The organism is Flavobacterium sp., from assembly GCF_047602195.1.
In the GTDB taxonomy this organism is placed as follows: domain Bacteria; phylum Bacteroidota; class Bacteroidia; order Flavobacteriales; family Flavobacteriaceae; genus Flavobacterium.
Window position 1 is genome coordinate 45283 of record NZ_JASGHW010000002.1, and the last position, 25349, is coordinate 70631.

23 protein-coding genes are annotated in these 25349 nt (G+C 48.4%); 13 read left to right on the forward strand and 10 right to left on the reverse strand.

Annotated elements, in window-relative coordinates; translation table 11 throughout:
* Positions 1-52 precede the first annotated feature (52 nt).
* Together QM717_RS01185 and QM717_RS01190 are read left to right on the forward strand one after the other, a co-directional pair.
* Positions 53-2050 carry a GEVED domain-containing protein gene (locus QM717_RS01185; protein WP_415034007.1) on the forward strand — a complete coding sequence of 666 codons (1998 nt, stop codon included), beginning with the start codon at positions 53-55 and terminating at the stop codon, positions 2048-2050.
* 162 nt (positions 2051-2212) lie between these two features.
* Positions 2213-2755, forward strand: a complete 543-nt coding sequence (locus QM717_RS01190; RefSeq protein WP_415034009.1) for a ferritin-like domain-containing protein — start codon at positions 2213-2215, stop codon at positions 2753-2755.
* Positions 2756-2829: 74 nt separating this feature from the next.
* On the opposite strand, the gene QM717_RS01195 is transcribed toward QM717_RS01190, so the two are convergent.
* From QM717_RS01195 to QM717_RS01210, 4 genes are all read right to left on the reverse strand, one after another.
* A complete protein-coding gene (locus QM717_RS01195; protein WP_415034011.1) occupies positions 2830-3189 on the reverse strand; it encodes a hypothetical protein in 360 nt (119 codons plus the stop codon).
* A gap of 2 nt (positions 3190-3191) precedes the next feature.
* Entirely contained in the window at positions 3192-3377 is a 186-nt protein-coding gene (locus tag QM717_RS01200) for a hypothetical protein (protein ID WP_415034013.1), read from the reverse strand.
* Positions 3378-3467: 90 nt separating this feature from the next.
* On the reverse strand, positions 3468-3974 hold the full coding sequence (locus tag QM717_RS01205) for a pyridoxamine 5'-phosphate oxidase family protein (RefSeq protein WP_415034015.1): 507 nt from the start codon (positions 3972-3974) through the stop codon (positions 3468-3470).
* Positions 3975-3984: 10 nt separating this feature from the next.
* Positions 3985-4353: an STAS/SEC14 domain-containing protein gene (locus tag QM717_RS01210; protein WP_415034017.1), complete on the reverse strand. Its 369-nt coding sequence runs from the start codon at positions 4351-4353 to the stop codon at positions 3985-3987.
* A 171-nt stretch (positions 4354-4524) separates the two neighbouring features.
* On the opposite strand from QM717_RS01210, the gene QM717_RS01215 reads away from it, so the two are divergent.
* Positions 4525-5382 (forward strand): hypothetical protein, encoded by an 858-nt coding sequence (locus QM717_RS01215; RefSeq protein ID WP_415034019.1) that lies wholly within the window; start codon positions 4525-4527, stop codon positions 5380-5382.
* A gap of 1 nt (position 5383) precedes the next feature.
* Here the strand turns inward: QM717_RS01215 and QM717_RS01220 are convergent, their stop codons facing one another.
* Positions 5384-9091: a metallophosphoesterase gene (locus QM717_RS01220; protein WP_415034021.1), complete on the reverse strand. Its 3708-nt coding sequence runs from the start codon at positions 9089-9091 to the stop codon at positions 5384-5386.
* A 43-nt stretch (positions 9092-9134) separates the two neighbouring features.
* Between QM717_RS01220 and QM717_RS01225 the strand changes: the two genes are divergently transcribed.
* Positions 9135-10316, forward strand: coding sequence for a Pycsar system effector family protein (locus tag QM717_RS01225; protein WP_415034023.1), 1182 nt, complete (start codon positions 9135-9137; stop codon positions 10314-10316).
* Here the strand turns inward: QM717_RS01225 and QM717_RS01230 are convergent.
* Positions 10313-12673 (reverse strand): GAF domain-containing protein, encoded by a 2361-nt coding sequence (locus QM717_RS01230; RefSeq protein ID WP_415034025.1) that lies wholly within the window; start codon positions 12671-12673, stop codon positions 10313-10315. The genes QM717_RS01225 and QM717_RS01230 overlap by 4 nt on opposite strands.
* Before the next feature lie 146 nt (positions 12674-12819).
* Here QM717_RS01230 and QM717_RS01235 point away from each other — a divergent pair, with 146 nt between their 5' ends.
* The gene (locus QM717_RS01235) at positions 12820-13401 is read left to right on the forward strand and encodes a Crp/Fnr family transcriptional regulator (RefSeq protein ID WP_415034027.1); all 582 of its coding nucleotides are present in this window, start codon (positions 12820-12822) and stop codon (positions 13399-13401) included.
* A 10-nt stretch (positions 13402-13411) separates the two neighbouring features.
* On the opposite strand, the gene QM717_RS01240 is transcribed toward QM717_RS01235, so the two are convergent.
* Positions 13412-15127 (reverse strand): tetratricopeptide repeat protein, encoded by a 1716-nt coding sequence (locus QM717_RS01240; RefSeq protein WP_415034029.1) that lies wholly within the window; start codon positions 15125-15127, stop codon positions 13412-13414.
* A gap of 305 nt (positions 15128-15432) precedes the next feature.
* Between QM717_RS01240 and QM717_RS01245 the strand changes: the two genes are divergently transcribed.
* Together QM717_RS01245 and QM717_RS01250 are read left to right on the forward strand one after the other, a co-directional pair.
* A complete protein-coding gene (locus QM717_RS01245; protein WP_415034031.1) occupies positions 15433-16308 on the forward strand; it encodes a pirin family protein in 876 nt (291 codons plus the stop codon).
* A 269-nt stretch (positions 16309-16577) separates the two neighbouring features.
* Positions 16578-17108 (forward strand): YceI family protein, encoded by a 531-nt coding sequence (locus QM717_RS01250; protein ID WP_415034033.1) that lies wholly within the window; start codon positions 16578-16580, stop codon positions 17106-17108.
* A gap of 164 nt (positions 17109-17272) precedes the next feature.
* On the opposite strand, the gene QM717_RS01255 is transcribed toward QM717_RS01250, so the two are convergent.
* The gene (locus QM717_RS01255) at positions 17273-18130 is read right to left on the reverse strand and encodes a Two component regulator three Y domain protein (RefSeq protein WP_415034035.1); all 858 of its coding nucleotides are present in this window, start codon (positions 18128-18130) and stop codon (positions 17273-17275) included.
* A 225-nt stretch (positions 18131-18355) separates the two neighbouring features.
* Between QM717_RS01255 and QM717_RS01260 the strand changes: the two genes are divergently transcribed.
* The 3 genes from QM717_RS01260 (at position 18356) to QM717_RS01270 (ending at position 20115) form a co-directional block, all read left to right on the forward strand.
* Positions 18356-18838: a DUF1761 domain-containing protein gene (locus tag QM717_RS01260; protein ID WP_415034037.1), complete on the forward strand. Its 483-nt coding sequence runs from the start codon at positions 18356-18358 to the stop codon at positions 18836-18838.
* A gap of 124 nt (positions 18839-18962) precedes the next feature.
* Positions 18963-19313: a hypothetical protein gene (locus tag QM717_RS01265; protein ID WP_415034039.1), complete on the forward strand. Its 351-nt coding sequence runs from the start codon at positions 18963-18965 to the stop codon at positions 19311-19313.
* On the forward strand, positions 19279-20115 hold the full coding sequence (locus tag QM717_RS01270; protein WP_415034041.1) for an 8-amino-7-oxononanoate synthase: 837 nt from the start codon (positions 19279-19281) through the stop codon (positions 20113-20115). The genes QM717_RS01265 and QM717_RS01270 overlap by 35 nt, the downstream gene beginning before the upstream one ends.
* On the opposite strand, the gene QM717_RS01275 is transcribed toward QM717_RS01270, so the two are convergent.
* Positions 20112-20981 carry a diacylglycerol/lipid kinase family protein gene (locus QM717_RS01275; protein WP_415034043.1) on the reverse strand — a complete coding sequence of 290 codons (870 nt, stop codon included), beginning with the start codon at positions 20979-20981 and terminating at the stop codon, positions 20112-20114. The two genes, QM717_RS01270 and QM717_RS01275, sit on opposite strands and share 4 nt — an antisense overlap.
* Before the next feature lie 68 nt (positions 20982-21049).
* On the opposite strand from QM717_RS01275, the gene QM717_RS01280 reads away from it, so the two are divergent.
* From QM717_RS01280 to QM717_RS01290, 3 genes are all read left to right on the forward strand, one after another.
* On the forward strand, positions 21050-22018 hold the full coding sequence (locus QM717_RS01280) for an App1 family protein (RefSeq protein ID WP_415034045.1): 969 nt from the start codon (positions 21050-21052) through the stop codon (positions 22016-22018).
* Between the two features lie 131 nt (positions 22019-22149).
* Positions 22150-22767 carry an isochorismatase family cysteine hydrolase gene (locus QM717_RS01285; protein ID WP_415034047.1) on the forward strand — a complete coding sequence of 206 codons (618 nt, stop codon included), beginning with the start codon at positions 22150-22152 and terminating at the stop codon, positions 22765-22767.
* A 2-nt stretch (positions 22768-22769) separates the two neighbouring features.
* Entirely contained in the window at positions 22770-23300 is a 531-nt protein-coding gene (locus QM717_RS01290) for a hypothetical protein (protein ID WP_415034049.1), read from the forward strand.
* Positions 23301-23376: 76 nt separating this feature from the next.
* Here the strand turns inward: QM717_RS01290 and QM717_RS01295 are convergent, their stop codons facing one another.
* Positions 23377-25284, reverse strand: coding sequence for an ABC-F family ATP-binding cassette domain-containing protein (locus tag QM717_RS01295; protein ID WP_415034051.1), 1908 nt, complete (start codon positions 25282-25284; stop codon positions 23377-23379).
* Positions 25285-25349: the final 65 nt, after the last annotated feature.

The following is a 25349-nucleotide window of genomic DNA, read 5'->3' on the forward strand; positions in this document are numbered from 1 at the left end:
TTTAATCGGTCCCATTTCCCCCTACATTGCGGCTGATTTAAAAACGACTTCCATGAAAAAAAACAACACTTCTTACTTTTCAAAAGCGTCTGCTTTTTTGGTCTTGCTGCTTTGGTGCCAAACCCATTTCGCCCAGGTGGCCTATCGCCAGCTCGAAGGTTTCGGACAGGCCCTGACCGACATCAATGATTCGGGGCAGGCAACACAAAATGGCGGTGTCTATGATTTCCAATCGGATACCACCACACCCGCCGACGCCGAAGTGTATGGACTTTCGGGCATCAACAACAACGGCGACCTGATCGGTACGATGCCGTATTCGTTCAACGGGCAAGACATGACACAGCCGGCCTACAAGAAAGACGGCATATGGCACCCGATGGGCTATTTCCCGAATGTGACCACCGATGCGGCCTTCTCCTTTGGACAGATTTCCGAAAATGGCACCTACATCGCCGGGCAGATGTCACCCGACTGCTGCGACTACCAGGCTTTTCTATACAACACCACAACAGGCATACTGGAACGCATCGCCGATCCGGCCAATGAATACGGCGCGGGTTATACCGTCAACAACAATGGGATTTTGGGCGGTTGGTACGATCCGCAGCCCGAGGGCACGCTGCGGGTTCCGGCCTACATGACCACGGGTTCGGTGTTGACTTCTTTGCCACCGGGCCAACCCGAATCGGAAGGACAGATCAGCGCCATCAACAACAACAATGTCATGGTCGGCGACCGTTTGGGCGTCCCGTTTATGTACGACCAAACCGCCAACACCTACACCGAATTCCAAGTACCGTCGCCTTACGAGACGGCCACTTTCACAAGCGTTTCCGATACGGGTGTGGCTGTGGGTTATGCGCAGATCTGGACACCGGATGGACCGATCCGCGATGCGATCGTCTACCATCCAAATCTGGGCGCACAACCGATATTCATCAAGGAAATCCTGAGTGCGCACGGCATAGAGGTGACGACTTTCGACGGAAAATTGGGTACCGCCATCGCCATATCTCCTGACGGGAATTATGTGTGCGGCTGGGACAATTCGTTCTTTTTCTTTGCCACGGGATGGGCAGTGAATTTCGACGACTTGCTCATGAGTAGCTGTTACATCATTTGTCCGCAGGATGTCGTGGCGGTGAGTTTGAACGGGCCAAAGGTTGTCGATTATGAACTGAATGTGAACTGCAACTCGAATCCGAACACTTCGCTGGTTTTGGTTTCTGGATTGGCTTCGGGTTCCGAATTTCCTTTCGGGACGACCGAAGTCGTACACCAGCTCGTCGATGAAAACGGCACCGTACTCAATGTCTGCACATTCAATGTAATCGTTACCGATCAATATTGTTCGCCAGAAGCCTTCGGTACAATAGAGCCGATAACGCGTGTGGTCGTGGCCGGTATCGACCACAGCTCTGCGGTAGACAGCGTGGAGAACTTCGAGGATTTCACCGATGTGATCGGGAACGTAAACCGCGAATCCGATTATGCCACCGCGATGGAAGGATTCACGGGCGGCCCTTACATGGATTTCTTTACCGCCTACATCGATTGGAACAAGGACGGCGATTTTGGTGGTGCAAACGAACGTTACGAATTGGGCAGCGTGACCGAATCGACCGGTGTCGACGGCCAGCAAGCCATCGGGTCGATAGCCGTACCCGCCGATGCGGTAATCGGGAACACGACGATGCGCATCGTCAAAACCTACGATGCTTATGCCGAGGCCCCTTGCGCGCCCGGTTCAGGTTACGGTCAAGTGGAAGATTATACGCTTACGGTTTCCGAAGCCTTGGCAACGACCGGTTTTTCCAAAAACAACTGGCGCCATTTCCCGAATCCGGTCAAAGAGGTCTTGACGGTCTCGAATGATGCAGTGATCGAAAAGATTTCAGTGTACAATGTGCTGGGTCAGGAAGTGTTTTCGAAAAACACGAATTCGGCTACGGCCAGTATAAACTTGTCGGCTTTGCCATCGGGGAATTACCTCGTGAAGGCCGTTTCGGGAACTGCCACCCAAACTTTTAAAATCATCAAATACTAAACACACTACAACAACCAACTATTGCCTTAAAAGACCACCGCCCACCACGGTGGTTTTTTATTGTCTATACAACTATGTGAATAATATAAAGTTTGGAAAAGATTGTGTAAGAAAGAAGTAAGTCTGATTTTGAACATTTGCATATACACAAATGGGAAAGCTATGAAACGATTATTTACCGCTGAAAGAAAACCCGCCCCAAAAACTGAAAAATGGAAGTCGGCCGAAAGCACCAGGGCCGATTTCGAAGAACAATTGCGACAAATGTACTGGTGCGAAAGGACATTGGCCGAATCACTACCTACCTTGTCAAAATTGGCCACCTCCTACGAACTCACCACTGCCATTCTCGCACACCTGGCCGTGACCGAAAACCAGATCATCCGGCTCATCCACGTTTTCGATGCCATCGGGGAACGCGCTACCGGGCACCGTTGTGAAGATCGGGAAAAAATAATGGCCCTGCATGAAAATGTAGAACTGATCGATTCGGGCTATTTCCGCGACAGCGCCATCATCACCTTTGCGCAGCAATTGATGCAGCATGAGGTTTCCACTTACGGCAAATTGCATGCAATGGCCGTGAAACTGGGCGAAGACCTGGCCGCCGAATTCTTGGCGTTGGCCATCAAGGAAGAACAAAACGCTTTCTCCCGACTCAATGAAATCAGGCTGTCGTCGATTTATTTCGACGCCGCCAGTTAAAATAATTACTTTACTTGAACTTAGGGTAATACAAAAGCCGCCTTGTGGGAACGAGACGGCTTTTACTTTTTACTTTATCGGTCTTCGAGCGTATTCAGATCTTCGGCTTCATCGGCCGAAATCGAATGGTTCTGGTCTTCATCGAGATCGAGGTTGTCCTTGAGGATGTAATCGTCCTGGTTGAACGCCCTGGCATTGTGGCTGTTCCTTCCTGCCGGTCTCCATTTTTCGGAACCTTCTTCGTTCGAGATTTCAAAATAATCGGAATTGCTTTCGGGATGTTCGCCGCCGGTATAGCTCACGCCGTGTTGTTCGAGCGCAAGGTATTTGTCGGGTGAAGTGTACTTGGTGTCATCGGCATAGCCTTGGCTGTCGTAATTTTCGGCGTCGTCAGTGTGGCGACGGTTGGACTGGTTTCGATCAATATGTTCCATGGTCAAAAAAGAATGATGCTGTCTACACTGAACTCCTGGAGCAGGATGCGATTGGTAGCCAACAGATTGTGTAAATATTGTTTTTGTTGCAGCCGGATTTTATCGTAATCGATTCCGGTAAGCATTTCACTTAGGTTTTCGAGGCTGCGTTTTTGCCGACGCAGCGATTTTCGTAAGGTTTTTTTCATGGCGGAGTAAATTGAATGAGTCTATTAATTTACTGCCAATCTCTTTCAAAAGCGTTACATCAAACGGTTATTTGCTTATACAATTATAGGCTAGACATGAATGTTGCCCTCGCGGCTGCCATCCGAATAAATGCCGGTCAAGGCCGCCACGCCGATCTTGAGCAGCGACACCAGCTTGCCGTTTTTGGATTCCCAATAGTAGGCTTCTTCGGGTTTGACGCAGATCGCGGTCACCTCGGGATCATTCTTGCCTTCCTCGAAAAAAGCCTTGGCCAACGGTTGCCACAACGCTTCTATTTTTTGCGGGTCGGTATAAATTTCGGCCGTTCCGTAAACCGACAGGAAATGGTTGTCGGCTGCTTTCGAAAAAAACAGTTGCACGCGGTTGTCTTTTTCGATTTCAAAATTCTTGTTGCTGCTGCGCGAACTGATGAACCACAGATTGCCGCTCGCATCCACTTCGCTGAGGCCCATCGGGCGCGAGTGGATCGGCAACTGGGTCAATTCGGTCGCAAACAGACAGATGCCTACCGCTTCGGCAATTTCCTTGAGTTTGTCGATGGCTTTTTGGTCGGATAAATTTTTGAGTGTTGACATGGCTTTGGCTTTAGATGGTTTTCTCGGAAGTCCAATCGATCGCATGCTGCAACTCATCTTTATGGAAACCGCGGAATTCACCCGGCATCAGTTTACTGAACACATCGGTGAATTGGATCACTTCCTCGGAATCGGTCACGATCGCCGCACGGTTCCATTTGGTAATGTTCTTGATGCCCAAAAGCCCGTCCTGCAGCCAGGCTCCGGCGGTAAAATCTTGGGGAGCGTTGTCGAGCACCAACAAATAATTGAGTTTGTCGGTGCGTTGGACGAGATTTTCGACCGCTGCCATCACGGGTTCAAAATCGTCCTTGGTCACTTCGCCCGAGGCGCGAAATCCGACCATATTGCTGGGTAAATTCTGGATCGTTGCAATCATAATATTTGGTTTTTTAGCAGGATTTATACCCAAATTTACGAACGCCAAAACGCGCCGACTGTTAGTATTCTGCTAATAGTTTGTGAAAAAAGCGCGTGCCGTTTTAGGATTTGTTCAAGGTTCGCTAATTTTGGTTTTCGGAATGTCAGATTCTCAGAAAATCCAACAATCATGCTCAATTTACACTACCTCCTGCTCCCCGTGCTTTTGTTCTCCTGCGAAGAAAGCGATGTGCTCCACAAGGTTTTTTCGTTCCCAAAACAGCTTAAGGAAAATTCGGGCATCGAAATCAGCCCGAAATCAAAAGTCATCTGGACCTTGCAGGACAGCGGCAATCCAGCCGAAATCTATGCACTCGACGGCAAGGGCAACATTAGCCATACCGTTACGATCACCAATGCCAAGAACAACGATTGGGAGGACATTTCGTCGGACGAACAAGGAAACCTATACATCGGCGATTTTGGGAACAACGACAATGAAAGGAAAGATTTGGCCATTTACAAAGTCGATGCCGGCCAGCTCAAGAACAACCAGGTAGCGGCTTCGGCCAAAATCCAGTTTTATTTCCCCGAACAAAAGTCTTTCCCGCCGAAGAAATCAGAAATGGTGTACGATGTCGAATCGTTCTTCATCCACCAAAATAATTTCTACCTGTTTACCAAAAACCGCAGTTCCAAATTCAATGGGGAAACCGTGCTTTATCTCGTCCCGAACAAGGCCGGAAACCACGCCGCCAAACGCATCGGCAAATTTACGACCTGCGGCAGCTTTAACAATTGTGCCGTAACGAGTGCCGACATGAGCCCGGACGGTAAAAAAGTCGCCTTGCTTTCTTCGGGCCATGTGTGGGTTTTCACCCATTTCAAAGGGAACAATTTCTTTGGCGGTACGGTGCGCCAGATCGACCTCGACCACTTTTCCCAAAAAGAAGGGATGTGCTTTTCGGGCAACAACAAACTGCTCATCAGCGACGAAAGAAAGAAAAACAATGGCGGGAACCTTTATGCACTCGACCTTAGCAAATAGCCTAGAACCCGAATCCGAGACCGAAAGACAATCGGCCGCCATCGCTCGATTGGAAATAAGACAGCTTGGCCGTGATCAGGTTGACGCCGTTGAGCCATAGACCACCACCGACCGACTGGTGCCATTTGTCGGAGAAATCATCCTCGAGCCACACGCGTCCGTAATCAAACCCGCCGAAAAATCCATAGCTCATCGGCACGAAACCATTCTTGAGCTTGCCCAGGTTGTAGCGCAAATCGGTGCTTTGGTAAAAGGTATGCTTGCCTGAAAAACGCTGGTTGCGGAACCCACGCAAATCCATATCGCCGCCCACCGTTGGCGCTTGATAGAATTCGTATTGGTCGTCAAACAATGCCTTGCCACGTGCGATTGTCGCCAGTACCAAAGTACCATCCGAAGAAATGCGGTAATTGAACCCGAGTGCCGCCTCGGCATACGGGAACCTTCTTTCGGTTTCCTCGACGTTCATCTTGAATCCGCCGAGCATCGAGAAGGTGATGCCCAGCGTTGGATTTGAAACGTTGTCGTAATTCTCGAAACTGTATTCGGCGTTGACATCGGCAAACATCTTGTAATCAAACACATCGGGGTTGACCACGCCCGAAGTCACGTAACGCCAAGGCGTATTGTCGATCTGCATGCGCTCGAACGACAATTTGGTCGTAAACGATCCGCCGATTTCGCCAATCCATTGCGCGGCCGGCGTGACCCTGAGCGTACGCACCTTGACGCGGTTGTAATCCTTGCCGCGGTCTTTGTCGTCGTTCGGGGTTTCGTTGCCCATGCCGAAATAATTGACGCTGAAATTCGGGCTCGTATACAATGCATCGACAATGAAATTCCATTTGCCGATCACGTGTGGGAACGTGCCTTTGTAGGCCAATTCGAAACCATTGGTCGCAAAATAATAATTGCCGCGGAACGTATGTTTTTGTGAATACGGGAAGCGGTTGAAGTCATTGACGGTATAATTGATGATGCCGCCCACCTTCATGCCATCGTCAGGGTTGGCACCGATCAAAGGATAACCGGCAAAAACGTTGTAGGCCGGCTTCTTGTAATCGTAGTTGTTGATTTCGTATTTGTCGGACAACATTTCCTTGGCATGACCCGGGTTGTTGATGGTATTGGTCTTGGATTTGAAATCGTAAATATTGACTTTCTGGCCCGATGAAACATAGTACGTATCGTTGTCCTGTCCGCCCATCAAACGGATCTTGATCTTCTTGCTTCCGCTGCCCTTGACTTCAAAAAAGTCCTCATCGTTGAGCCCGTACAGCCAAATCTCCTTGGTTTGCGGACAATGGTAGGTACGGTCGTGGATGAGCTCCTCGCCTTCCTTTTTCATACGGTAAACCTGAACCTGTGTGGCATCGCCGATACGCGTCACTACAAATTTATCTTTCTTTTCGGTTCCGGCCAGCAGCACCGTTTTCATCATGATTTTATAGTATTCGCGGGCATAACGCGTCAGGTGCGTTTTGCGGGTCTTGAGCTGCGACTTGATCTTGTCGACGGTTTTGTCCTTGACTTCCTTTGGCAGACTCTCGAACGCCTTGTCGATGGCGTCATCCGATAAATTATCGACGATGTATTGGGCCTGCTTGACCCAATCCTTTTCCTCGGCCTTGGTCACAAACGCCAGATCCAGGTTGTGCGCCGCCTTGTTGAACCATTTGACGTTCTTGAGGTCGGCGTTGAATTTCTTCATGTGGCGCAACGGCGGCATTTTCATGAGCAACAACAACAAATTCCCATCGTATTTGGTAAAAGCCTGGTCGCGGTCACGCGGAATCGGGCGGTAAATGACCTTGCCATTTTCCTTGTATTCGCTCCAACGCCATTGGTCCTGGTGGCGGTCCCAATCGCCGATGAGCATGTCGAACATGCGTGCGCGAATGTAGGTCTGCTCGTCTACTTCGTATTTTTCATCGGCATTGAGGTTGGCCAATACATCATCGGTACCGACAATTTTTTGCGGTTTGCCAAAACTTGGCAAATCTTTCCAGTCGTCCGTCGGGCGTTCTTCGACGAGGTACAATTCGTTTCCGAAATCCTCGTTGAACAAACCGAGCGTATTCTGTTTGGGGATGTAATACAACATCGGGTTGGTGTGGTTGACGCCCACCTTATCGGCCAATTTACCCACGACAAACGGCGTATACGGATGCGAGGTCGTGTAAAAATCCATGATGAAATTCTCGGCATAGGTGTCGCGGAATGCCTTTTCGACCGACTGGTCCTTGAATGCATCGACCGATTGGATGAAACGCGTCGCACTTTTCTTGAGCGCGCGCATCACGTATTCCTTACCATTCTTATCCGCGAGACGCAACGACAACGATTGGTGGCCGCCGCCCGCGATTGTCGGTTTGAGCCCGCCGTAAATTGTATCGAGGCTCACCACCTTGGCACGGATCGGCATGCTGTAATAACGGCGGTAATGGTTGCCCCAAAGGAAACGGTAGGCCGCGCCTTTGGTCGTCATTTTGGCGGTGTAAATGGCGGTGTCTTTTGAGGCCGCAAACTTATTCGGGAAACTTTTGAGGTTTGGTACCGGACGCGCAAACAAAGGCTGGGCCTTGAACAGCAACCCTTCCTGGCCTTTGGAGTCTATGCCGTAAAACGACACTTTCGAGGCGCCGCTTTTGAGCACATCGAGCACCGCATACCCGTTTCGTCCGAAAGAAAAATCATTGGGGTTGATGGCACGCGCCGCTTCCATTTTCGAGCCCGAACCACTCACGACCTGCTTGATGTTCTCGTTGTCGATGTACTGCAAATTGTGTTCGTGCCCCGAAACCACAATCACATTGCTCTTGTCCTGGATCAGCGTCTTGACGCGTTTGATGAATGCATTGTACTTGCGGTTCTGCAAATCCTGCGGACTCACCCCGGTAGTTTTGCGCAACACATTGACAATGGTTCCAATCACGGGCAACGGAATCTTTTTCTTGAACGGAAAGATCTGTTTTTCGAGCGAATATTGCCCTCCGTGCGGCCCGCTGCTCATGAGCGGATGGTGCATCGCGATGATGGTGGTTTTTTTCTGGTTTTTGTTGATCTCGCTTTCAAGTTCGAGGAAAAAAGCCTCGCGCGTCTTGATGTCGCAATCTTCGTTAATCGTCGGGTGGTCGTCCCAGTCCTCGAGGTACCATTCGCTGTCGATGACAATCAGCGCCACGTCGTCGTTGATGTCGACATGGTCGATACCGCAATTCTTTCTGGGCAGGAATGATTTCTTTTTCTTGAGGTAATCGTTGACGTATTTTTCCTGTTCCTTCAAGCCTTCGGCCCCGTTGTACCAGTCGTGGTTTCCAGGGATGAAAATCGTTTTGCCCTTGAATTTCTTGGACAAGGCGAGCTGGAGGTTGAGCTTTTCTTCGGCTTCTTTCCTAAACGAGCTGCCTTTGTTGGGCATACCCGCCGGATATACGTTGTCGCCCAGGAAAATGAGCGTACTCGACGAATCGGCCTTGGCCAAACGCTGTTCGAGCATCGCAAACAATTTTTTGGCGTTTTCCTCGTTTGCATTCCCGGCGTCGCCAATGAGGTAAAAACTGTGCGAATGCGTTTTGAGATTGTCAAAGTCATCCGAAACGATAGACGGTTTTTTGCTTCCGAATTGCGAATAATTGGTCGCGCATGACTGGAAAATCAAACCAATCAACACGTATTTTAAGATAGTAATGGGTAGTTTTGCAGTCATATCATAAAATAATTTCATAATTTGGCTATATAAAATTTTGACCATGGATATCATTCAAAAAGCAGAAGAAACTGTTTTTGCCCTCTTCAAAGATAAACTTTCTCCGGCATATACTTACCATAATTTTAACCACACTTTGCGCGTAGTCAATGCGGTGACCAAATTGATGGAAAAGGAAAATGTGACCAAGTTGGAAGAAACGGCTTTGTTGCTGGCTGCCTGGTTCCATGACACGGGCTACATCGAAGGTTCCGACAAACACGAGGAAAGAAGTGTGGTGTTTCTCAAAGATTTTGCAAAAAAGGAAACGATAGATTCCGAAACCCTTTCATTGGCCGAGGATTTGATCCGTGTGACCGAATTCTGCAAGGCGCCAAACTCGAAGGCAGAATCGATCATCCGCGATGCCGATACGAGCCATTTTGCCGAAGAAAGCTATCTGTCCATCTGTGAATTGCTGCGCGAAGAATGGCGACAGATTTCCGGAAAAAACTACACCGATTTGGAATGGGCCGTCGAAAACCGCAACATGCTCGCCAATTCACATCGCTATTACACCGATTACGCCAAGCGCAAATGGCAGCCGCTCAAGGACAAGAACATTGGTTTGATCCAGGAACAGATCAAGTTGCTTGAAGCCGACGCGATCAAAAATGCCGGGAAAAAGAAAAAAGCGGACAAGGCAGACACGCCCGAACGCGGCATCGAAACCATGTTCCGCGTCACACTCAACAACCATACACAACTGAGCCAGATCGCCGACAGCAAGGCCAACATCCTGCTTTCGGTCAATGCGATCATCATCTCGATCGCGCTCTCGACCTTAATCCCGAAACTCGACAGCCCGGGCAACATCCATCTGGTCATCCCTACGTTTATCATGATCATGTTCAGCGTCGTTTCGATTATTTTTGCCATCCTTTCGACCAAACCCAAAGTGACGCGCGGTTCGTTTACGCGCAAGGAAATTGGCGAAAAAGGCATCAACTTATTGTTCTTTGGCAATTTCTACAAAATGCCTGTGGACGAATACGTCTGGGCGATGAACGAAATGATGAAGGATAAAGAATATTTGTACGATTCGATGATCAAGGATTTGTATTACCTTGGCATCGTGCTCAACCGCAAATACAAAATGCTGCGCATCACATACAACGTGTTCATGACCGGAATCATTGTTTCGGTAATTGCGTTTGTGCTGGCGTTCCGTTCGGTAACGGCTTAATGCTCGATTTCTTTGAGGAGTTCTTGGTAGCTGTACACTTTCGGGTCGAAGGCTTCATCAAAAATGACCTGTACACGGATGCCCTTGAGTCCGGAAACACCCTGTAAATCTTCGACGTCGAAAAACTCCACTTCTTCCCCGAGACGTCCCTTGTGTTGCAGGAAACTGATGTAGCGTTTGTATTCGTATTCCTCGCTTTGCTGGGTGTAGACGATCGTGATTTTGTCTTTTTGCGTAATGCGCTCCTTCGTGCCCTTGATGTTGGCCTTGTCGATACGCTTCTTGACGACCTCATAACGCGCGTTGTAGGAACCGTCGACGTCAAAACGCTTTTCATCCATACGAAATCGAATCGTGATCGGGTTGTTGAACACGAGCAACAGCGACGTGACTTCCATCTGGTACGGCAAAGTAGTTTTAAGCGCGTGGTATTGGTTTTCCATGTCGCACATGACCTGCAATTGCCACAACCTTAAATTGTACAGGTACAGCATGTCGAAATCGGACTGGTTCGTGATCGATTTGCCGATGTACAAATTGTGCTCCACGCCATCGGTCTTGAATCGCTCGTAATAATGCGGATAAAACGACTGCGCCTCGAGTTGTTTCTTGTCGAGGATGGCCGACATCTTTTTGTTGATGACCGACAAACTCGTATCGAACTTCTTGCGCGATTCGTAAATCGTCCCCGAATTGAGGTCGAGTTTCTGGAAATAGGTCTGGATCAGGTCGTTCGTATGTTCGTCCGCTGCCTTGTATTTCTTGAGGATCGGGTTGATGTCGGACTTGATGTAATTGAGCACCAACTGTTCGCTGTCGGCTTTGATGCGCGATTCGATGGTACTTGCCAAATCCTGCAATTCGAATATCTTCTGTTCGAAAATCGGCAGTTTCTTGGCCCTGAAAATCGCCTCGAAAATCTCGATGAGCAGATTGACCTGTAGCACGATGTCTTCCTTGGTCGTGGTGTTTCGCATTTCGGACGAACCCTTAATGTCAATCTGGCCGTAGAGCGGATACACATCGGAAAACACAATTTCGTGGAATACCGTCTCTCGCGTATCGTTGATGTGCAGCAAAGCTTCGTCGCGGAATTTCCAGTACACGCTCGGATGGATTGTCGTGTATTCGTTCTGGATCATCGCATCGACCATGTTTTGCACATCCGAATAATAGCGGTCGATCGTATCGATGATGTATGGCATCACGATGTCCATTTTCTGGGCGTTGATGCTGTTGAGTTCTTTATTTCTGGACGAAACGACCTCTACAATCCCGAGCAGTTTGTCGTTCTTGATTACCGGCGCAAAAATCGCACTCTGGATATTTTGGTCGAGCAGGTGTTGGGCAAAAATCTCCTCCCCGGTATCTTTGGCAAACTTGCGCACATCGGCGATGCTCACATAAGTGCGCTCCTTGATGAGCATGTCGAGCGAATCGTTGCACACCATGTCCTCGCATTTGCATTCCTCCACATCGCCCAAAATAAAACTGCCGATATTTCGTGAAAAAGGCGACACCACGAATTTCTTTTCCTCGGGATTGAGCGCGGTATATCCGATGCGCAAATCCGGTATGCGGAAAATCGAACGGAAAATCTTTTCGAAGCTGTCGGACAGCGAATACGAATCGTCGGGTTTGGTCAGCAAAGTGGTCTTGAGGTTTGACACCGCACTTTCGGTCGTCGCGTCATACAACGACATGATGCCAAAACCTTTGAGGATCCAACTCTGCATCGGGAATTTCTGCTTCCATAAATCGATGTCGTGGAAGTTTTCGATCAACACTTCGACATCGCTTGAGGTAATATCAATCGATCTTTCGGTAGGCAAAACCTCGAGAAAATCGCCATTGTACAAAATGCGGTAGTGCTTCATGATGCCTTCCTCATCGGGAATGTCATACAGGAACGGGCGACTGAAATCGAATTTATAACCGTAATACACATTGAGGATCAAGCAACAACTCATGATGTAGAACTGGTCGTCGTCGAAATCACGGATGACCATGTCGAAATCGGGCCCCGCGTTGTTGAGGATGTGCTGGAAACGTTCGGAATAATTGAAAGTGATGTTGTTGAACGGAATCGTGACCGCCTTGATTTCATTGCGCGTCAACGCAGTCGGGAACAAATCGGAAAGCAGGTAACGGATCAGCGTCTTGTGCTGCTCGATCTGATTGACATCGGTGATGCCGGTACGCAGTTCAGGCACTTCATTGACGGCCCTGATGAGTCCTTCGGCATATTGTACGCGATAGTCGACGCCAGACCGTGCAATTTCTTCCAGGTTTTCGATCAGTTTGTTGAAGGAAATCTGGATCTGGAATGGGTTATTGGGCTGTTGTTCGAAAATCATCGCACTATCGATTTATCGCACTGCAAAGATAGTTAAAAATAATTTTCATTTAACCGCAAAGCGTGCAAAGGTTTTCGCAAAGACCTGCAAAGAATTCTTCTTAACTTTGCGTGAACTTCGCATACTTTGCGGTAAAAATTTAAGCCATGTTTGACCAGATCAATAAAGCCATTTCGCGTTACGTCGCATTCAACGAAGAAGAACTCGATGTACTCAATTCATTGCTCGAGCGGCAATTCGTCCCCAAGAAAACGATTATGCTGCACGAAGGCGAAGTCTGCAACTTCGAGGCATTTGTCGTCAAGGGCTGCCTGCGCCGTTATTACATCGACGAAAACGGTTTTGAGGTCATCCTGCAGTTTGCCGTCGAAGATTCATGGATCAGCGACATTTCCTTTAGCATTTACGAGAACAAACCCAGCCGTGTGTTTATCGAAACCCTCGAAGATTGCGAGCTACTCACTTTTACGCCCGAAACCAAGGAAGCGCTTTTTTTGCGTGCGCCGCGTTTCGAACGTGCGTTCCGCATCTTGATGCAACGCAACCTGGCCGTGACGCAAAACCGATTGTTCAGCACCATTGCCAAATCGGCGATGGAAAAATACCAGGATTTCCTCGACCAATACCCAACGATTCCGCAACGCGTGGCACAGCATTACATCGCTTCCTATCTGGGCATTTCGCCCGAGTTCTTATCGAAGGTGCGCGCCAAGATGGCCAAACATTAAGAAAAGTTCGCTACAACGCGCCTGAAGAATCGATACGGATGTCGGCATACTGCCAAGCTTTATCGAATCTGATCTTGACCTTACCGGCCTCCTCCTTTTGGCCTTGTTTGTCGAGCGCGTGGTACAAACCAACCAATGCCCAAGCGTTCTCGCGCCAGATTTGCAAATCTTGGCGGTAGATTTTTTCGGCTTCTTCATATTTTCCGGTTTTGATCAACAACGCACCCAGTTCGTGGCGCACCGAGAAAAACCAATCAGGCGGTTCGTCATAATTCAATTGGTCTTCGAGCGCGATGGCTTCATAAAATAAGGCGCGTGCCTTTTCATATTGTTTGGCTTGCTGGAAGGTTTCGGCGGCCAAAACTTTGGCGGCAATTTGGATCAAGTCGTAAGTGGTATTGATGTTCCAGATGGTGAGGCTTTTCAATTCAGATTCTTTGGAAAGCTTTTGTAAGGCGTCTAGTTCTTTTACCGCATTTGCCCGATTGCCTTTGCCCAGATAAGCCATGCCTCGCGCATAATGCAACACGGCCCTCGGATAAATCAATTGCTTTTCAGGCATTGGCATCGCCAAAATCGTGTCCCACATCTTGAGCTTGACGCCCACGTAATACGGAATCGTATAGTAATGCTGCAAAGTGGCCCATTCGGGTTGTTTCATGATGTCTTTGGCGGTATTCGATTGGACCTGTTTGGCCGCCATCCACGCGTGTTTCGAATCGCCTTCCAAGGTGGCCGTCGCCGACAAAAAATGGGAATTGTGCGGATAATAAGCCAGCGGATAAGCACCTTGCGCATGGCAAGCTGTGATGTAAGTGCTGTCGATTTTGACCGCCTCCAGGTTGGCCAAGGTCGCCAAATGGTAATCGCCCGTATTGATGTAAATGTGCGACGACATGTGCACCAGATGTCCCGAACCGGGTACCAGTTTGGCAAACAACCGCGCACTTGGCAATCCTTTTTCGGGCTGTGCCGATGCTTCGACGGCATGGATGTAGAAATGGTGCGCACCTGGATGTTTGGGGTGCAGTTGCATCAAATGTTCGAGCACGGCCAGCAATTCAGGCGTCCAAGGTTTGGGTTTTTTGGTCTTTTTTTCATACAAATCCCACGGATGCAAATCCATCAAGGACTCGGCATACAACGCGCCGACATCAGCATCGGATGAATAAGTCTCGTAAACCTTTTTCATCTCTTGGCAATAGGCGATGTCCAGTGCGCTGCGGTCTTCGGGTGCCGGCTTGGCATAACGGAACGACAACGCCTTGATCAGTGCTTTTTCCTTGGGTGTCGCCTTTTCGGATAAACGCAAAGCAGTTTGTGCTGCGGTGTAGGCGCGTTCGAAATGGTCTTTTTCCATTCCGGCGTTGTAATTCGGGCCCAGCACATAGGCATAACCCCAAAAGGCCATCGCGCAGGTGGAGTCGATGCGGGTCGCCTCGAAAAAAGAACGCGCGGCTTCGGCGTGGTTAAACCCATAAGCCAACATGAGACCTTGGTTGAAATAGGTTTGTGCTTCCGGATTCTTAGTCGAAATGGGAAAGGCAATGCCTTCCAAACCTTTGAACTTGGGCGCCTTCTTTCCAGAGGTATACCAGTCTTTGTCACTGGTTTGGGGCCGGCAATGGTAGCGCGAGCTGACTTCCGGCTTTTGCTCGACAGTTTCTTTTTTCCGACAGCCCAACAACAGGCAGCCCGACAGTACAAAGTAAAAAATCAATCGCATATTACTAATTTTTAAATACTTACATTCAAATATACAAAATTGTTTCGGTGGATTTCGATTTTCTGATGTGTGCCGGAATGCGTGAGGGATGGAAGCGACATCCTTTTTTGTTTGCAAAACAAAAAAGATAGAGCGGACAGCCCGACCCGCAGGGGCACGCCCAAACAATTATATTGACCAACTCTTGCAGCGAAGCGGTCTTTGCTCTTGGCGCTATCAGCAAAACGGTCTTTAATCTTTCTTGTCCTAGTTCAATGCCCACCGAAAATTCCTGTCCGAACTTTGTCTCAACAAAAAGAAACAACATGGACAGAAAAGAATTCCTCAAAAAAGGCCTCATGGGAACCGGGATGTTTGTCACTGCGGCCGCACTGGGCGATGTACTCAAAAATGACATCGACGAGATCAAGGCGCCCGAGCCGATCGGTTTTAATCATTTGCCTGCGACCGATTCGAAGGTTACCGAAAATACGGTTTTGCACAAGGCAGCGACGCGTGGACATGCGAACCACGGCTGGCTCGACTCGCACCATACTTTTAGTTTTGCGAATTACCACAACCCCGACCGCATGCATTTTGGTGTATTGCGCGTCTTGAACGACGACCGTGTCGATGCGGGGATGGGTTTCGGGACGCATCCGCACGACAATATGGAAATCATTTCGATTCCGCTCGAGGGCGATTTGGAGCACAAGGACAGCATGGGCAATACGGCCGTGATCCGCAAGGGCGACATTCAGGGCATGAGCGCCGGGACGGGGATTTACCACAGCGAATACAACAAGAACAAAGACCAATTGACCAAGTTCCTGCAGATTTGGGTGTACCCGAACAAACGCAATGTATCGCCGCGTTACGACCAGATTACGCTAAACAACAACGACCGCAAGAACAAATTGCAGCAGATCGTTTCGCCGAGTGCAGATGACGAAGGCATTTGGATCCACCAGGATGCGTGGTTTCATTTGGGACATTTCGACCAGAATTTTGGGACGGATTACGCGATCAAGAAAACTGGCAATGGCGTTTATGCTTTTGTGATCAAAGGTGATTTCACTATCAATGGAATTGCGCTCAACCAGCGCGACGGTTTGGGCATTTGGGATACGGATAAATTATCCATCAAAGCCGATTCGGCCGATGCGGAGATTTTGCTGATGGACGTGCCGATGATGCTTTGAGAGCAAAGACCGCTGCGCTGCCAGGACCAAGAACCAGGACGTCGTTCTTACATGATGGCCGCGTGAGGGATGGAAGCAAGGTGCCGCGCACCGCGGACAGCCCGACCCGCAGGGACACGCCCAAAAAAAAAAGCTCAGACACTCCGCTTCTCAGGCGCCCAGGTACTCCAAATCATTTCTTGTCCTAGTTCAATGCACAGCGAGAAATCCCGACCGAACTTTGTACTGTAAAAATTATTGAATACTTATTAATTAAAAAAACGAATATTATGTCAACAACAAAATGGGTCATCGACCCGACACACTCAGAAATCGGATTTAAAGTAAAACACATGATGTTTACCAACGTTTCCGGAAAATTCCAAAAATTTGATGCCGCTATTGTAGCCGAAGGCGATGATTTTGAAAACGCCGACATCGAATTCACCGGAGCGATCGATTCGATTTCAACTGGAAACGCCGACCGCGACGGGCATTTGCTCAGCGCTGATTTCTTTGACGCGGCGAAATATCCAACCATTGAATTCAAAGCGACCTCTGTAAAGAAAGAAGATGAAGGCGAATACCAAATTTCAGGCGACTTGACTTTGCACGGTTTCACCAAACCAGTGACTTTGGCTGCCGAATACAGCGGACAGATGAAAGACCCATGGGGCAACACCAAAGCCGGGTTTGCTTTGAGCGGAAAAATCAACCGCAAGGACTGGGGCCTGAACTGGAACTCGGCACTCGAGACCGGTGGTGTTTTGGTAGGAGAAGAAGTGAAACTGCTCATCGAATTGCAGTTTATTAAACAATAATGATGATTGTGCGCCCAGGCGCGCATGAATTAGATTGATGATTGATTGATGGAGAAATCCCGGGTTCCGAAGTGAGACGAGCCCGGGTTTCTTTTTTTTAAGCCAAAGAAAAAGCCCCGCTCAGGAAAGCAGGGCTCTTGCCGATTATTCTATGAAAAAAATTATTACTCGTCGTCAGCGGCCAGAGCAGAATTCTTGTCTGCCTGCACCGGAAGTACCGCGGCTACGCCTTGCTCGTTGATCATCGTCATGTTGAGCGTGTCGAGTTGCGCGAGGTTTCTTGAAACCAATCCGCTGAACATGTTGTAAGAGATGTTCATTTCTTTGAGTCCGTGGATTTTTTCAAGGTCGAACGGCACTTGTCCGTCCATGTTGTTTTCAAAAAGGCTCAGGTTTTCGAGGTTCGAAAGGTTGGCTACTTCCTTGCTCAATTTGCCTGTGATCTTGTTGCTGTTGAGCAACAACACTTTCAAGGAAGTCATGCCGTAAACCGAAGCCGGGATGTTTCCTGAGATTTCGTTGTTGTACAAAGACAATACTTTGAGTTGCTTCAAGTTTCCGAGTGAAGCCGGCATTTCGCCTGTCAATCGGTTCATGTACAATTCCAAAGTTTGCAGGTTCGTTGCATTGCCGATAGAAGCCGGAATCGTTCCCGTCAATTTATTGAACGCGAGGTTCAACGAACGCAATGCTTTCATATTTCCGATGGTCGACGGAATATTTCCGGTCAAACCGTTCTTGAACAATTTGAGGTCTTGCAAATTGGCCAGGTTGCTGATTTCAGACGGCAATTCTCCTGCGAGTTTATTGTCTGAAAGATCCAAACCAATTACCTTGTCGTTTTGTACCTTCACACCGTACCAAGAAGTAACCGGTGTATTGAGGTCCCATTTGTTTTTCCATTGCTCGCCATTGGTCGATTTGTATAATTTAACCAAAGCCTCCTTTTCAGACGGAGATACATTTGCCATTACGGCAGAAGTCGCAAGAAATAACATCAGTAGTGTAGTAATATTTTTCATAAGTAGGGGTTATTAAAATTCTACGGGGTAAAAGTAGGTATATTTGTCGATAATGTGCAAATAAAATCGATGAAATGCATTATTTATGATTTTTATTAGATACTTTTCCTACAAACACGCATTTCGTCGATGGTTTTTTGGTGCAGTTTCATCCTACTAATAATTAAGCGTTTAGGGTTTTTAAATTTTAGTATATTTGGTACACTAATCCTAAAAACTAAAACTATGCATTTCAATTTTTACGCACTCATCGCAGCGGCTTTGTCTACGCTGGTGGTCGGATTCATTTGGTACAATCCGAAAGTTTTCGGCAACATCTGGATGCGCGAATCGGGCATGACCGAAGAAAAAGCCCGGGGAGCCAACATGGCGCTTACCTTTGGCATGACCGTCGTTTACGGTTTCCTGATTGCCTTTGTATTGCAGGCTTTCGTGATTCACCAAGTAGGCGCTTATTCGGCGGCTTTTGACATCAAGGGCGTCGATCCATCGGTGCTTGACAACTACATGCAGGCATACGGCCAGACCTATCGCACCTTCAAACACGGCATGCTACACGGATTCATGGCCGGGTTGTTTTTTGCACTTCCCGTCGTGGGCACCGGCGCCTTGTTTGAAAGAAGAAGCTGGAAATACACTTTGGTCTCGGGCGGTTATTGGGTAGTGTGCTGTATGCTCATGGGCGGTATCGTTTGTGCCTGGCAATAGCACCGAACCGAAAAACAGTCAAAACCGCTTTCAGGGCGGTTTTTTTTATGATTTTCTTTGGTTTTTATTTGATTACATTTGACACCAGGCCGACTGGCCGCACACAGCTAAAAATCCACCGCCATTGGACGCCACATTATCCTTTACCCTGTTCACTAGGGCCGACCAACTTCCGGCCGATTGGGATGCATTGGCCGAAAAGAATATTTTCCTAAGCCGGTCTTACCTCAAAGTCCTTGAAAATGCCGCGCCCGAAAACATGCGTTGCCATTTCATCGGGTTGTTTCAAAATAATGAACTTGTAGGAATCGCGCTTTCGCAATTTCTCGATTTGAGCGAAGTGGAATCGTTTGGAGACCGCGATTCGTGTCTCAAGACCAAAGTCAGGAATGTGGTTTTCAAGAATTTCAGCTCGAAAGGTCTTGTTCATCGGGAACAATATGCTGACGGGACAAAATGCGTTTTTGCTTTCTGAAAAGATAGCGCAAGTCGATGGTTTTAAAACACTGCATTCAGCGGCACGCCAAATCAAGAAAGAATTGCGCCAACAAGGATTGCAGACGCATTTGACGGTTTGGAAAGATTTTTACGCGCCACAATTTGCGACATCACAAGTACACGAATTCGATTCCTTTTATCGCTTCAGCACCCAACCCAATATGGTTTTCAATATTCGCAAAGATTGGTTATCGTTCGACCATTACATCGATGCGCTGCTCAAGAAATACCGCGACCAATACAAGCGCGCGCGCAAGAAATCCGAAGGTCTGGCCAAGAGAAAAATGCCGCTCGAGGACATTGTCCAATACGAAGAAACGATCTACCAATTGTACCTGACTGTCGCACAGAATGCGCCGTTCAACACATTTTATCTGCCCAAAAATCATTTTACGGAATTCAAGAAACAGCTCGGCGATCGATTCCTATTTTATGGTTATTTTGAAAATGACCAATTGGTGGGTTTCAATACCTTGATCAAAAACGGCGACGACATCGACACTTACTTCCTCGGTTATGCCGAGAATTGCCAGCGCGAGAAAATGCTCTACCTGAACATGCTCTACGATATGATCGCCTACTCGATCAACAAAGGATTTTCGCGGATTATTTTTGCACGGACGGCATTGGAAATCAAAAGTTCGGTCGGTGCCGAGCCGGTTCCGATGTTTGGTTTCATCCAGCACAGCAATCCGTTGGCCAATCGTTTCCTATCGAAACTGTTCCAGTATTTCGAACCCGAAATGGTTTGGCAGCAACGCCATCCGTTCAAGGTTTAAGGAACAGCAACCTTCATCTGACGGTGCAAAATATGGATGTCGAGATGGGTTTCTTCGCCCACATATTCGCCATCGATCTGGAAATGTACAGGAACATTGGTTGTAATTGTGGCTTTTTCGGCGGTTAAAATTTCGACATCGCCGGTATCCAAAGGCATATTCCCGGTAATGATTTTGCCGAAAACAATGACATCGAGATTCTTGAGGAGAATGATTTCGAACTTGCCATCGTTCATAAGTCCATTGGGATTGATGGTGACGCCAGTGCCATATTTCTGTGAATTGGCAACAACGACCATGCGTGCCTCGCATTCCAGTTTTCGATTGTCGGCTTCGACCGTCACCATGAACGGCGGATCCTGTTCCTGCAATGTGTTGATGGCCTGCAACGCATAACCGAGCATCCCGCGCGTCTCGCTGTTTTCGTAGTTCTTGACGAGCTGTGCGTTGAGCCCGAGGTCGCTCAAGTGCAGGCTTTTCTTGTTGTTGATGCACACCATGTCCATTTCCATGAACTGTTTGCCAAAAGCGACTTCGAGATTTTCCTCGAGGTTGTTGGTCAGGTTCAAGTCGACCGATAGGCCATTGGCCGAACCTGCCGGTAAAATCCCAAAAATGACATCCTGCTCCTCGAGCGCTTCGGCGACCATTTTGATCGTCCCGTCCCCACCGGCAATGAGTACGCGTTGTGGATGGTGTTGCTGGTAAAGTGACTTGATTTGGTCGCAGTCGTTGTTTCCCGTGGTTTCATAGCGTATAAAACTGTACTTTTCTTTTTCGGCAAAAAATTGGGCCGCGTCAACCATGGCCGATTTATCGACATCGCCCGAAATGGGATTGACCACCATGAGGACATTCTTTTTCACGGAATCGCTTCTTTTATTGTTTAAATTTAGCTAAATTAGAAGGTCAGTACAAAATCCTTTAACATTTCATGAAGCCCATACTCAAATTATACCGCGGTTATGCCAACGAAGAAGAACTGATTGTGATGGGACATGTATTTCGGCCAACGACACAGGAAGAATACGATTTCCAAAAGAAGAATTTCCGCAATGCGCGCTCCGTAATCCGGATGTTCCGCATCAAGACGCAGGCCAACGCCGATGTGTACCTTGAACTCAACGGACAACGGATCCATACCAAAACGCTCAGCGACGGTTATTTCAAATTTACGATCCCGCTCAAGAATGAGCCCGCCCACGGCTGGGTGGATTACCGCGTGATCCTGTTCCACAACAAGGAAGAAATCATCGGCAAAGGCAGTTTCATCCGGCCGTTTGAAGGCAATCTGGGTTTCATTTCGGATATTGACGACACTTTTTTGGTTTCGCATACGCGCAATCCGTTCAAGAAGCTCTACATTTTGCTGTTCCGCAACCTGCGTGGCCGAAAAATCTTCGAAAACGTGGTCCCGCATTACCAAGCCTTGAGTACGGCCGGACGTAACAACAAAGAAGAACAGAATGCTTTTTTCTACGTGTCGAGCAGCGAATGGAACCTGTACCGTTTCATCATCGATTTTACCGAACTGCACGATCTGCCGCGCGCGGTGTTGCTTTTGAAGGACATCAAGACGAGCCTGACCGATTTCTTCATCACCGGCCGGGGCGACCACAACCACAAGTTTGAAAAAATCAAGCACATCCTCGAGTTTTACCCGCACCTCAATTACACTTTGCTCGGCGACGATTCGCAGGCCGACCCGTTTTTGTATGAAGACATCTGCAAGATCTTTCCGATCAACGTCAAGGCGGTGTACATCCGCCAAACCGGTAGCCACAAGAAACCAAAAGCCATCAAGGCATTGCAGAACATGGAAAGCCTCAACGTGGCGACTTGTTATTTTGCCGAAAGCAGCGAAGCGATCGCGCATTCGAAACGCATCGGTTTAATTTCCTGATATTTCGCGATTCGGTATCCCGTCAGCGAAATACCGACAGTCTATTTTTAACCAACCCTTACCATCAAAGGCATTGCTGCAAAGGCACACACTTTGGAATCGTTTCTGGAATCATCTTAAAACGAAATCCCATGAGCATTTACAACCTCAAAAAAACAGCCTTGGTTTTGGTCGACCCGTTCAATGATTTCCTGTCCGAAGGCGGAAAATTGTATCCCGTGACCAAAGAAACGGTCGAAGGAATCGGACTGGTCCAGAACCTCAAAAATTTGATTGCTGCCGCACGCCAACACAACATCCAGATCATCTACGCGCCGCACCACCACACCACCGCGGGCGATTACCTGAATTGGAAATTCCGTTCGCCCTCGCACGAAGGCAGCAAAAACACCACGCTTTTCGAAAAAGGCAGTTGGGGCGCCGAATTCCATCCCGAACTCCAACCGCAACCCAATGACCTGATTGCGCAAAACCACTGGACCGGCAGCGGGTTTGCCAACACCGATCTCGATTTCCTGTTGCGCATGCACGACATCGAGCACATTGTACTTGCAGGCATGCGTGCCAATACCTGTATCGATTCGACGGCGCGTTATGGCGTCGAGCTCGGCTATCATGTGACCTTGATCAAGGACGGCATCGCGGCCTTCAATTGGAAAGAAATCGAAGTGACTGTCGAGACCAATTTTCCGGCCTATGGCCACGCACTTTTTTCGACCGAGGCTTTCATCAACGAAATACAATCCTGATTATGGAAATGCTTGCAGAAAGTACCGCCAAGGCGCTCATCCACGCACCGATTGGCCACATCAACCTGACCGAATGGTTGTTTACGCTCAAAAGCGACGAATACCGCTCGTGCTCGAAATCGCATTTGGCCGCAGGCAGCAGTTTCACGCCGGATGGAAAACGCATGTCGCTCAATGTCGAAAAAGTCGCCGATACGTTGTTGATCCAACATTATGTGGAAGACATCAGCGAAAAACAATTGTGCCGCGTGCAATCGGTTTCAGATTCGTTCTCGGCCATGGGCAATACGACCTTGGGCGTGGTTTGGGAAGTGAGCGTCAAAGCCGTTTCCGACCGAAGCTGTGAATTGAGCAACCGCGTTGTGATCTTACAGACCGAACAATTCGCCCAAATGCTTGTGGCGGTCAATGCGACCGATCTGGCTTCGGTCAAAATGCGCATGGGACGCAATGTCGCCCTCCACAACGCCGAGGAAACGCCTTTGTTTGCGAAAGACATCGAGGCGAAAGCCTTGAACGGGGTTTGGTTGTAACAGATTGCGCCCAAAAGTTAACCCACGAATTCACGAATTATTTGAGAAAAATTCGTGAATTCGTGGCCATCTTTATTTATGAATTTTCTATTTCTAACTGCACATTTTCCCACTCCTCGAGCAGTTTTTCAAGCTCCTGCTTTTTCTTGTTGTAGGCCGTGAAGAAATGGGCGTCCTCGATGTGCTTGTCGTAATTCGAGGCGAGCATTTTGTCGTCGTTCTGGATGTCCTTTTCGAGCTGGGCGATTTGGCTTTCGACTTTGCTCAGGCGGTTTTGCAGTGTCTTGTTTTTCTTCTGGTCTTCGTAGGACAGTTTGGGCTGCTCCTTGGGCGCTTCTTTTTTGACCACGTCTTTCTTCTCGACCTCGCGCATGTTTTCGAGGTTGCGCTGTTCGAGGAAGAAATTGATATCGCCCAAATATTCCTTGATCTTTTGGTCCTTGAATTCGTAGACGATGCTCGACATGCCTTGCAGGAAATCACGGTCGTGCGAGACGAGCAACAACGTACCTTCGTATTTCTGGAGCGCAGCTTTGAGAACGTTTTTCGATTTGATGTCGAGGTGGTTCGTGGGTTCGTCCATCACGAGCACGTTGATGGGCTGCAACAACAGTTTACACAACGCCAAACGGTTGCGTTCGCCTCCCGAAAGCACCTTGACTTTCTTTTCGACATCATCACCGCGGAATAAAAAGGCACCGAGCATGTCGCGTACTTTGGAACGGTTGGTATCGTTGGCGGCATTTTCCATCGTTTCGAGCAGGGTGATTTCGCCGTCGAGGTATTCGGCCTGGTTTTGGGCGAAATAGCCGACCTGGACATTGTGGCCTAATTTGATCGTGCCTTCGAATGGAAATTCGTGTACGATGGCTTTGATGAAAGTCGATTTGCCTTGGCCGTTTTGTCCGACAAAGGCGATTTTGGAACCACGTTCGACGAGTAAGTTGATGTCTTTGAGAATCGTTTTGTCGCCGTAGCTTTTGGTCACGTGTTCGGCTTCGATGACGACTTTTCCGGGCACTTTGGATACGGGAAACGAAATGGTCATCACCGAGGTGTCTTCTTCGTCGACTTCGATGCGTTCGACCTTTTCGAGTTTCTTGATCAGCGATTGCGCCATTGAGGCTTTGGAAGCTTTGGCGCGGAATTTTTCAATTAACTTTTCGGTTTCCTCAATTTTCTTCTGTTGGTTCTTTTGCGTGGCGAGTTGCTTTTCGCGAATCTCGTTGCGCAGTTCCAAATATTGGGTGTACGGCTTGTTGAAATCGTAGGCTTTACCCAGCGAGATTTCAATGGTACGGTTGGTCACATTGTCGAGGAACATCTTATCGTGCGAGACAATAACGACGACTCCGGGGAAATTCCTTAGGAAACTTTCGAGCCAGATGATCGATTCGATGTCGAGGTGGTTCGTGGGCTCATCCAAAAGCAGGATGTCATTGGATTGCAACAACAATTTGGCGAGTTCGATACGCATGCGCCAACCGCCCGAAAACGTATCGGTTTGGTTGTTGAATTCTTCGCGTTTGAAACCGAGCCCCAGCAGAATTTTTTCGGTGTCACCTACATAATTGTAACCGCCGAGCAGGTCGAAACGGTGCGTGTAATCGGATAAATCTTCAATAATTTGGGAATATTCCTCGCTCTCGTAATCGGTGCGCGTGACGAGTTGGTGGTTGATTTGCTCGAGCTTTTTCTCCACGGCCTTGATTTCGGTAAAGGCTTGGTAGGCTTCTTCCAACACCGTTCTTCCGTGTTCGAAATCGATGTCCTGGCGCAGGAAGCCGATCTTGACTTCTTTTTCGGTGGCGATACTGCCCGAATCAGGGGCGAAATCTTTTGCGAGAATCTTGAGCATGGTCGACTTGCCTGCGCCGTTTTTTCCGACGAGCCCGACACGGTCACCGGCGCCCAATCGGAACGTGACTTCCTCGAACAAAAAAGTACCGCCGAAAGAAACCGATAAATTGTGGATGTTAAGCATTTATTGTGATTTATCTGTAATCGAATTTGTAAATTTACGGACGAAAAATCCGCACAAAAAATTTT

Coding starts and splice junctions, on each gene's coding strand:
- QM717_RS01220 (WP_415034021.1), bottom strand. CDS start 9,091: ATGACTGCAAAACTACCCATTACTATCTTAAAATACGTGTTGATTGGT.
- QM717_RS01270 (WP_415034041.1), top strand. CDS start 19,279: ATGCTGACGGGACAAAATGCGTTTTTGCTTTCTGAAAAGATAGCGCAA.
- QM717_RS01210 (WP_415034017.1), bottom strand. CDS start 4,353: ATGATTGCAACGATCCAGAATTTACCCAGCAATATGGTCGGATTTCGC.
- QM717_RS01200 (WP_415034013.1), bottom strand. CDS start 3,377: ATGAAAAAAACCTTACGAAAATCGCTGCGTCGGCAAAAACGCAGCCTC.
- QM717_RS01185 (WP_415034007.1), top strand. CDS start 53: ATGAAAAAAAACAACACTTCTTACTTTTCAAAAGCGTCTGCTTTTTTG.
- QM717_RS01245 (WP_415034031.1), top strand. CDS start 15,433: ATGGACAGAAAAGAATTCCTCAAAAAAGGCCTCATGGGAACCGGGATG.
- QM717_RS01235 (WP_415034027.1), top strand. CDS start 12,820: ATGTTTGACCAGATCAATAAAGCCATTTCGCGTTACGTCGCATTCAAC.
- QM717_RS01255 (WP_415034035.1), bottom strand. CDS start 18,130: ATGAAAAATATTACTACACTACTGATGTTATTTCTTGCGACTTCTGCC.
- QM717_RS01250 (WP_415034033.1), top strand. CDS start 16,578: ATGTCAACAACAAAATGGGTCATCGACCCGACACACTCAGAAATCGGA.
- QM717_RS01195 (WP_415034011.1), bottom strand. CDS start 3,189: ATGGAACATATTGATCGAAACCAGTCCAACCGTCGCCACACTGACGAC.
- QM717_RS01240 (WP_415034029.1), bottom strand. CDS start 15,127: ATGCGATTGATTTTTTACTTTGTACTGTCGGGCTGCCTGTTGTTGGGC.
- QM717_RS01285 (WP_415034047.1), top strand. CDS start 22,150: ATGAGCATTTACAACCTCAAAAAAACAGCCTTGGTTTTGGTCGACCCG.
- QM717_RS01295 (WP_415034051.1), bottom strand. CDS start 25,284: ATGCTTAACATCCACAATTTATCGGTTTCTTTCGGCGGTACTTTTTTG.
- QM717_RS01225 (WP_415034023.1), top strand. CDS start 9,135: ATGGATATCATTCAAAAAGCAGAAGAAACTGTTTTTGCCCTCTTCAAA.
- QM717_RS01215 (WP_415034019.1), top strand. CDS start 4,525: ATGCTCAATTTACACTACCTCCTGCTCCCCGTGCTTTTGTTCTCCTGC.
- QM717_RS01230 (WP_415034025.1), bottom strand. CDS start 12,673: ATGATTTTCGAACAACAGCCCAATAACCCATTCCAGATCCAGATTTCC.
- QM717_RS01280 (WP_415034045.1), top strand. CDS start 21,050: ATGAAGCCCATACTCAAATTATACCGCGGTTATGCCAACGAAGAAGAA.
- QM717_RS01190 (WP_415034009.1), top strand. CDS start 2,213: ATGAAACGATTATTTACCGCTGAAAGAAAACCCGCCCCAAAAACTGAA.
- QM717_RS01205 (WP_415034015.1), bottom strand. CDS start 3,974: ATGTCAACACTCAAAAATTTATCCGACCAAAAAGCCATCGACAAACTC.
- QM717_RS01290 (WP_415034049.1), top strand. CDS start 22,770: ATGGAAATGCTTGCAGAAAGTACCGCCAAGGCGCTCATCCACGCACCG.
- QM717_RS01260 (WP_415034037.1), top strand. CDS start 18,356: ATGCATTTCAATTTTTACGCACTCATCGCAGCGGCTTTGTCTACGCTG.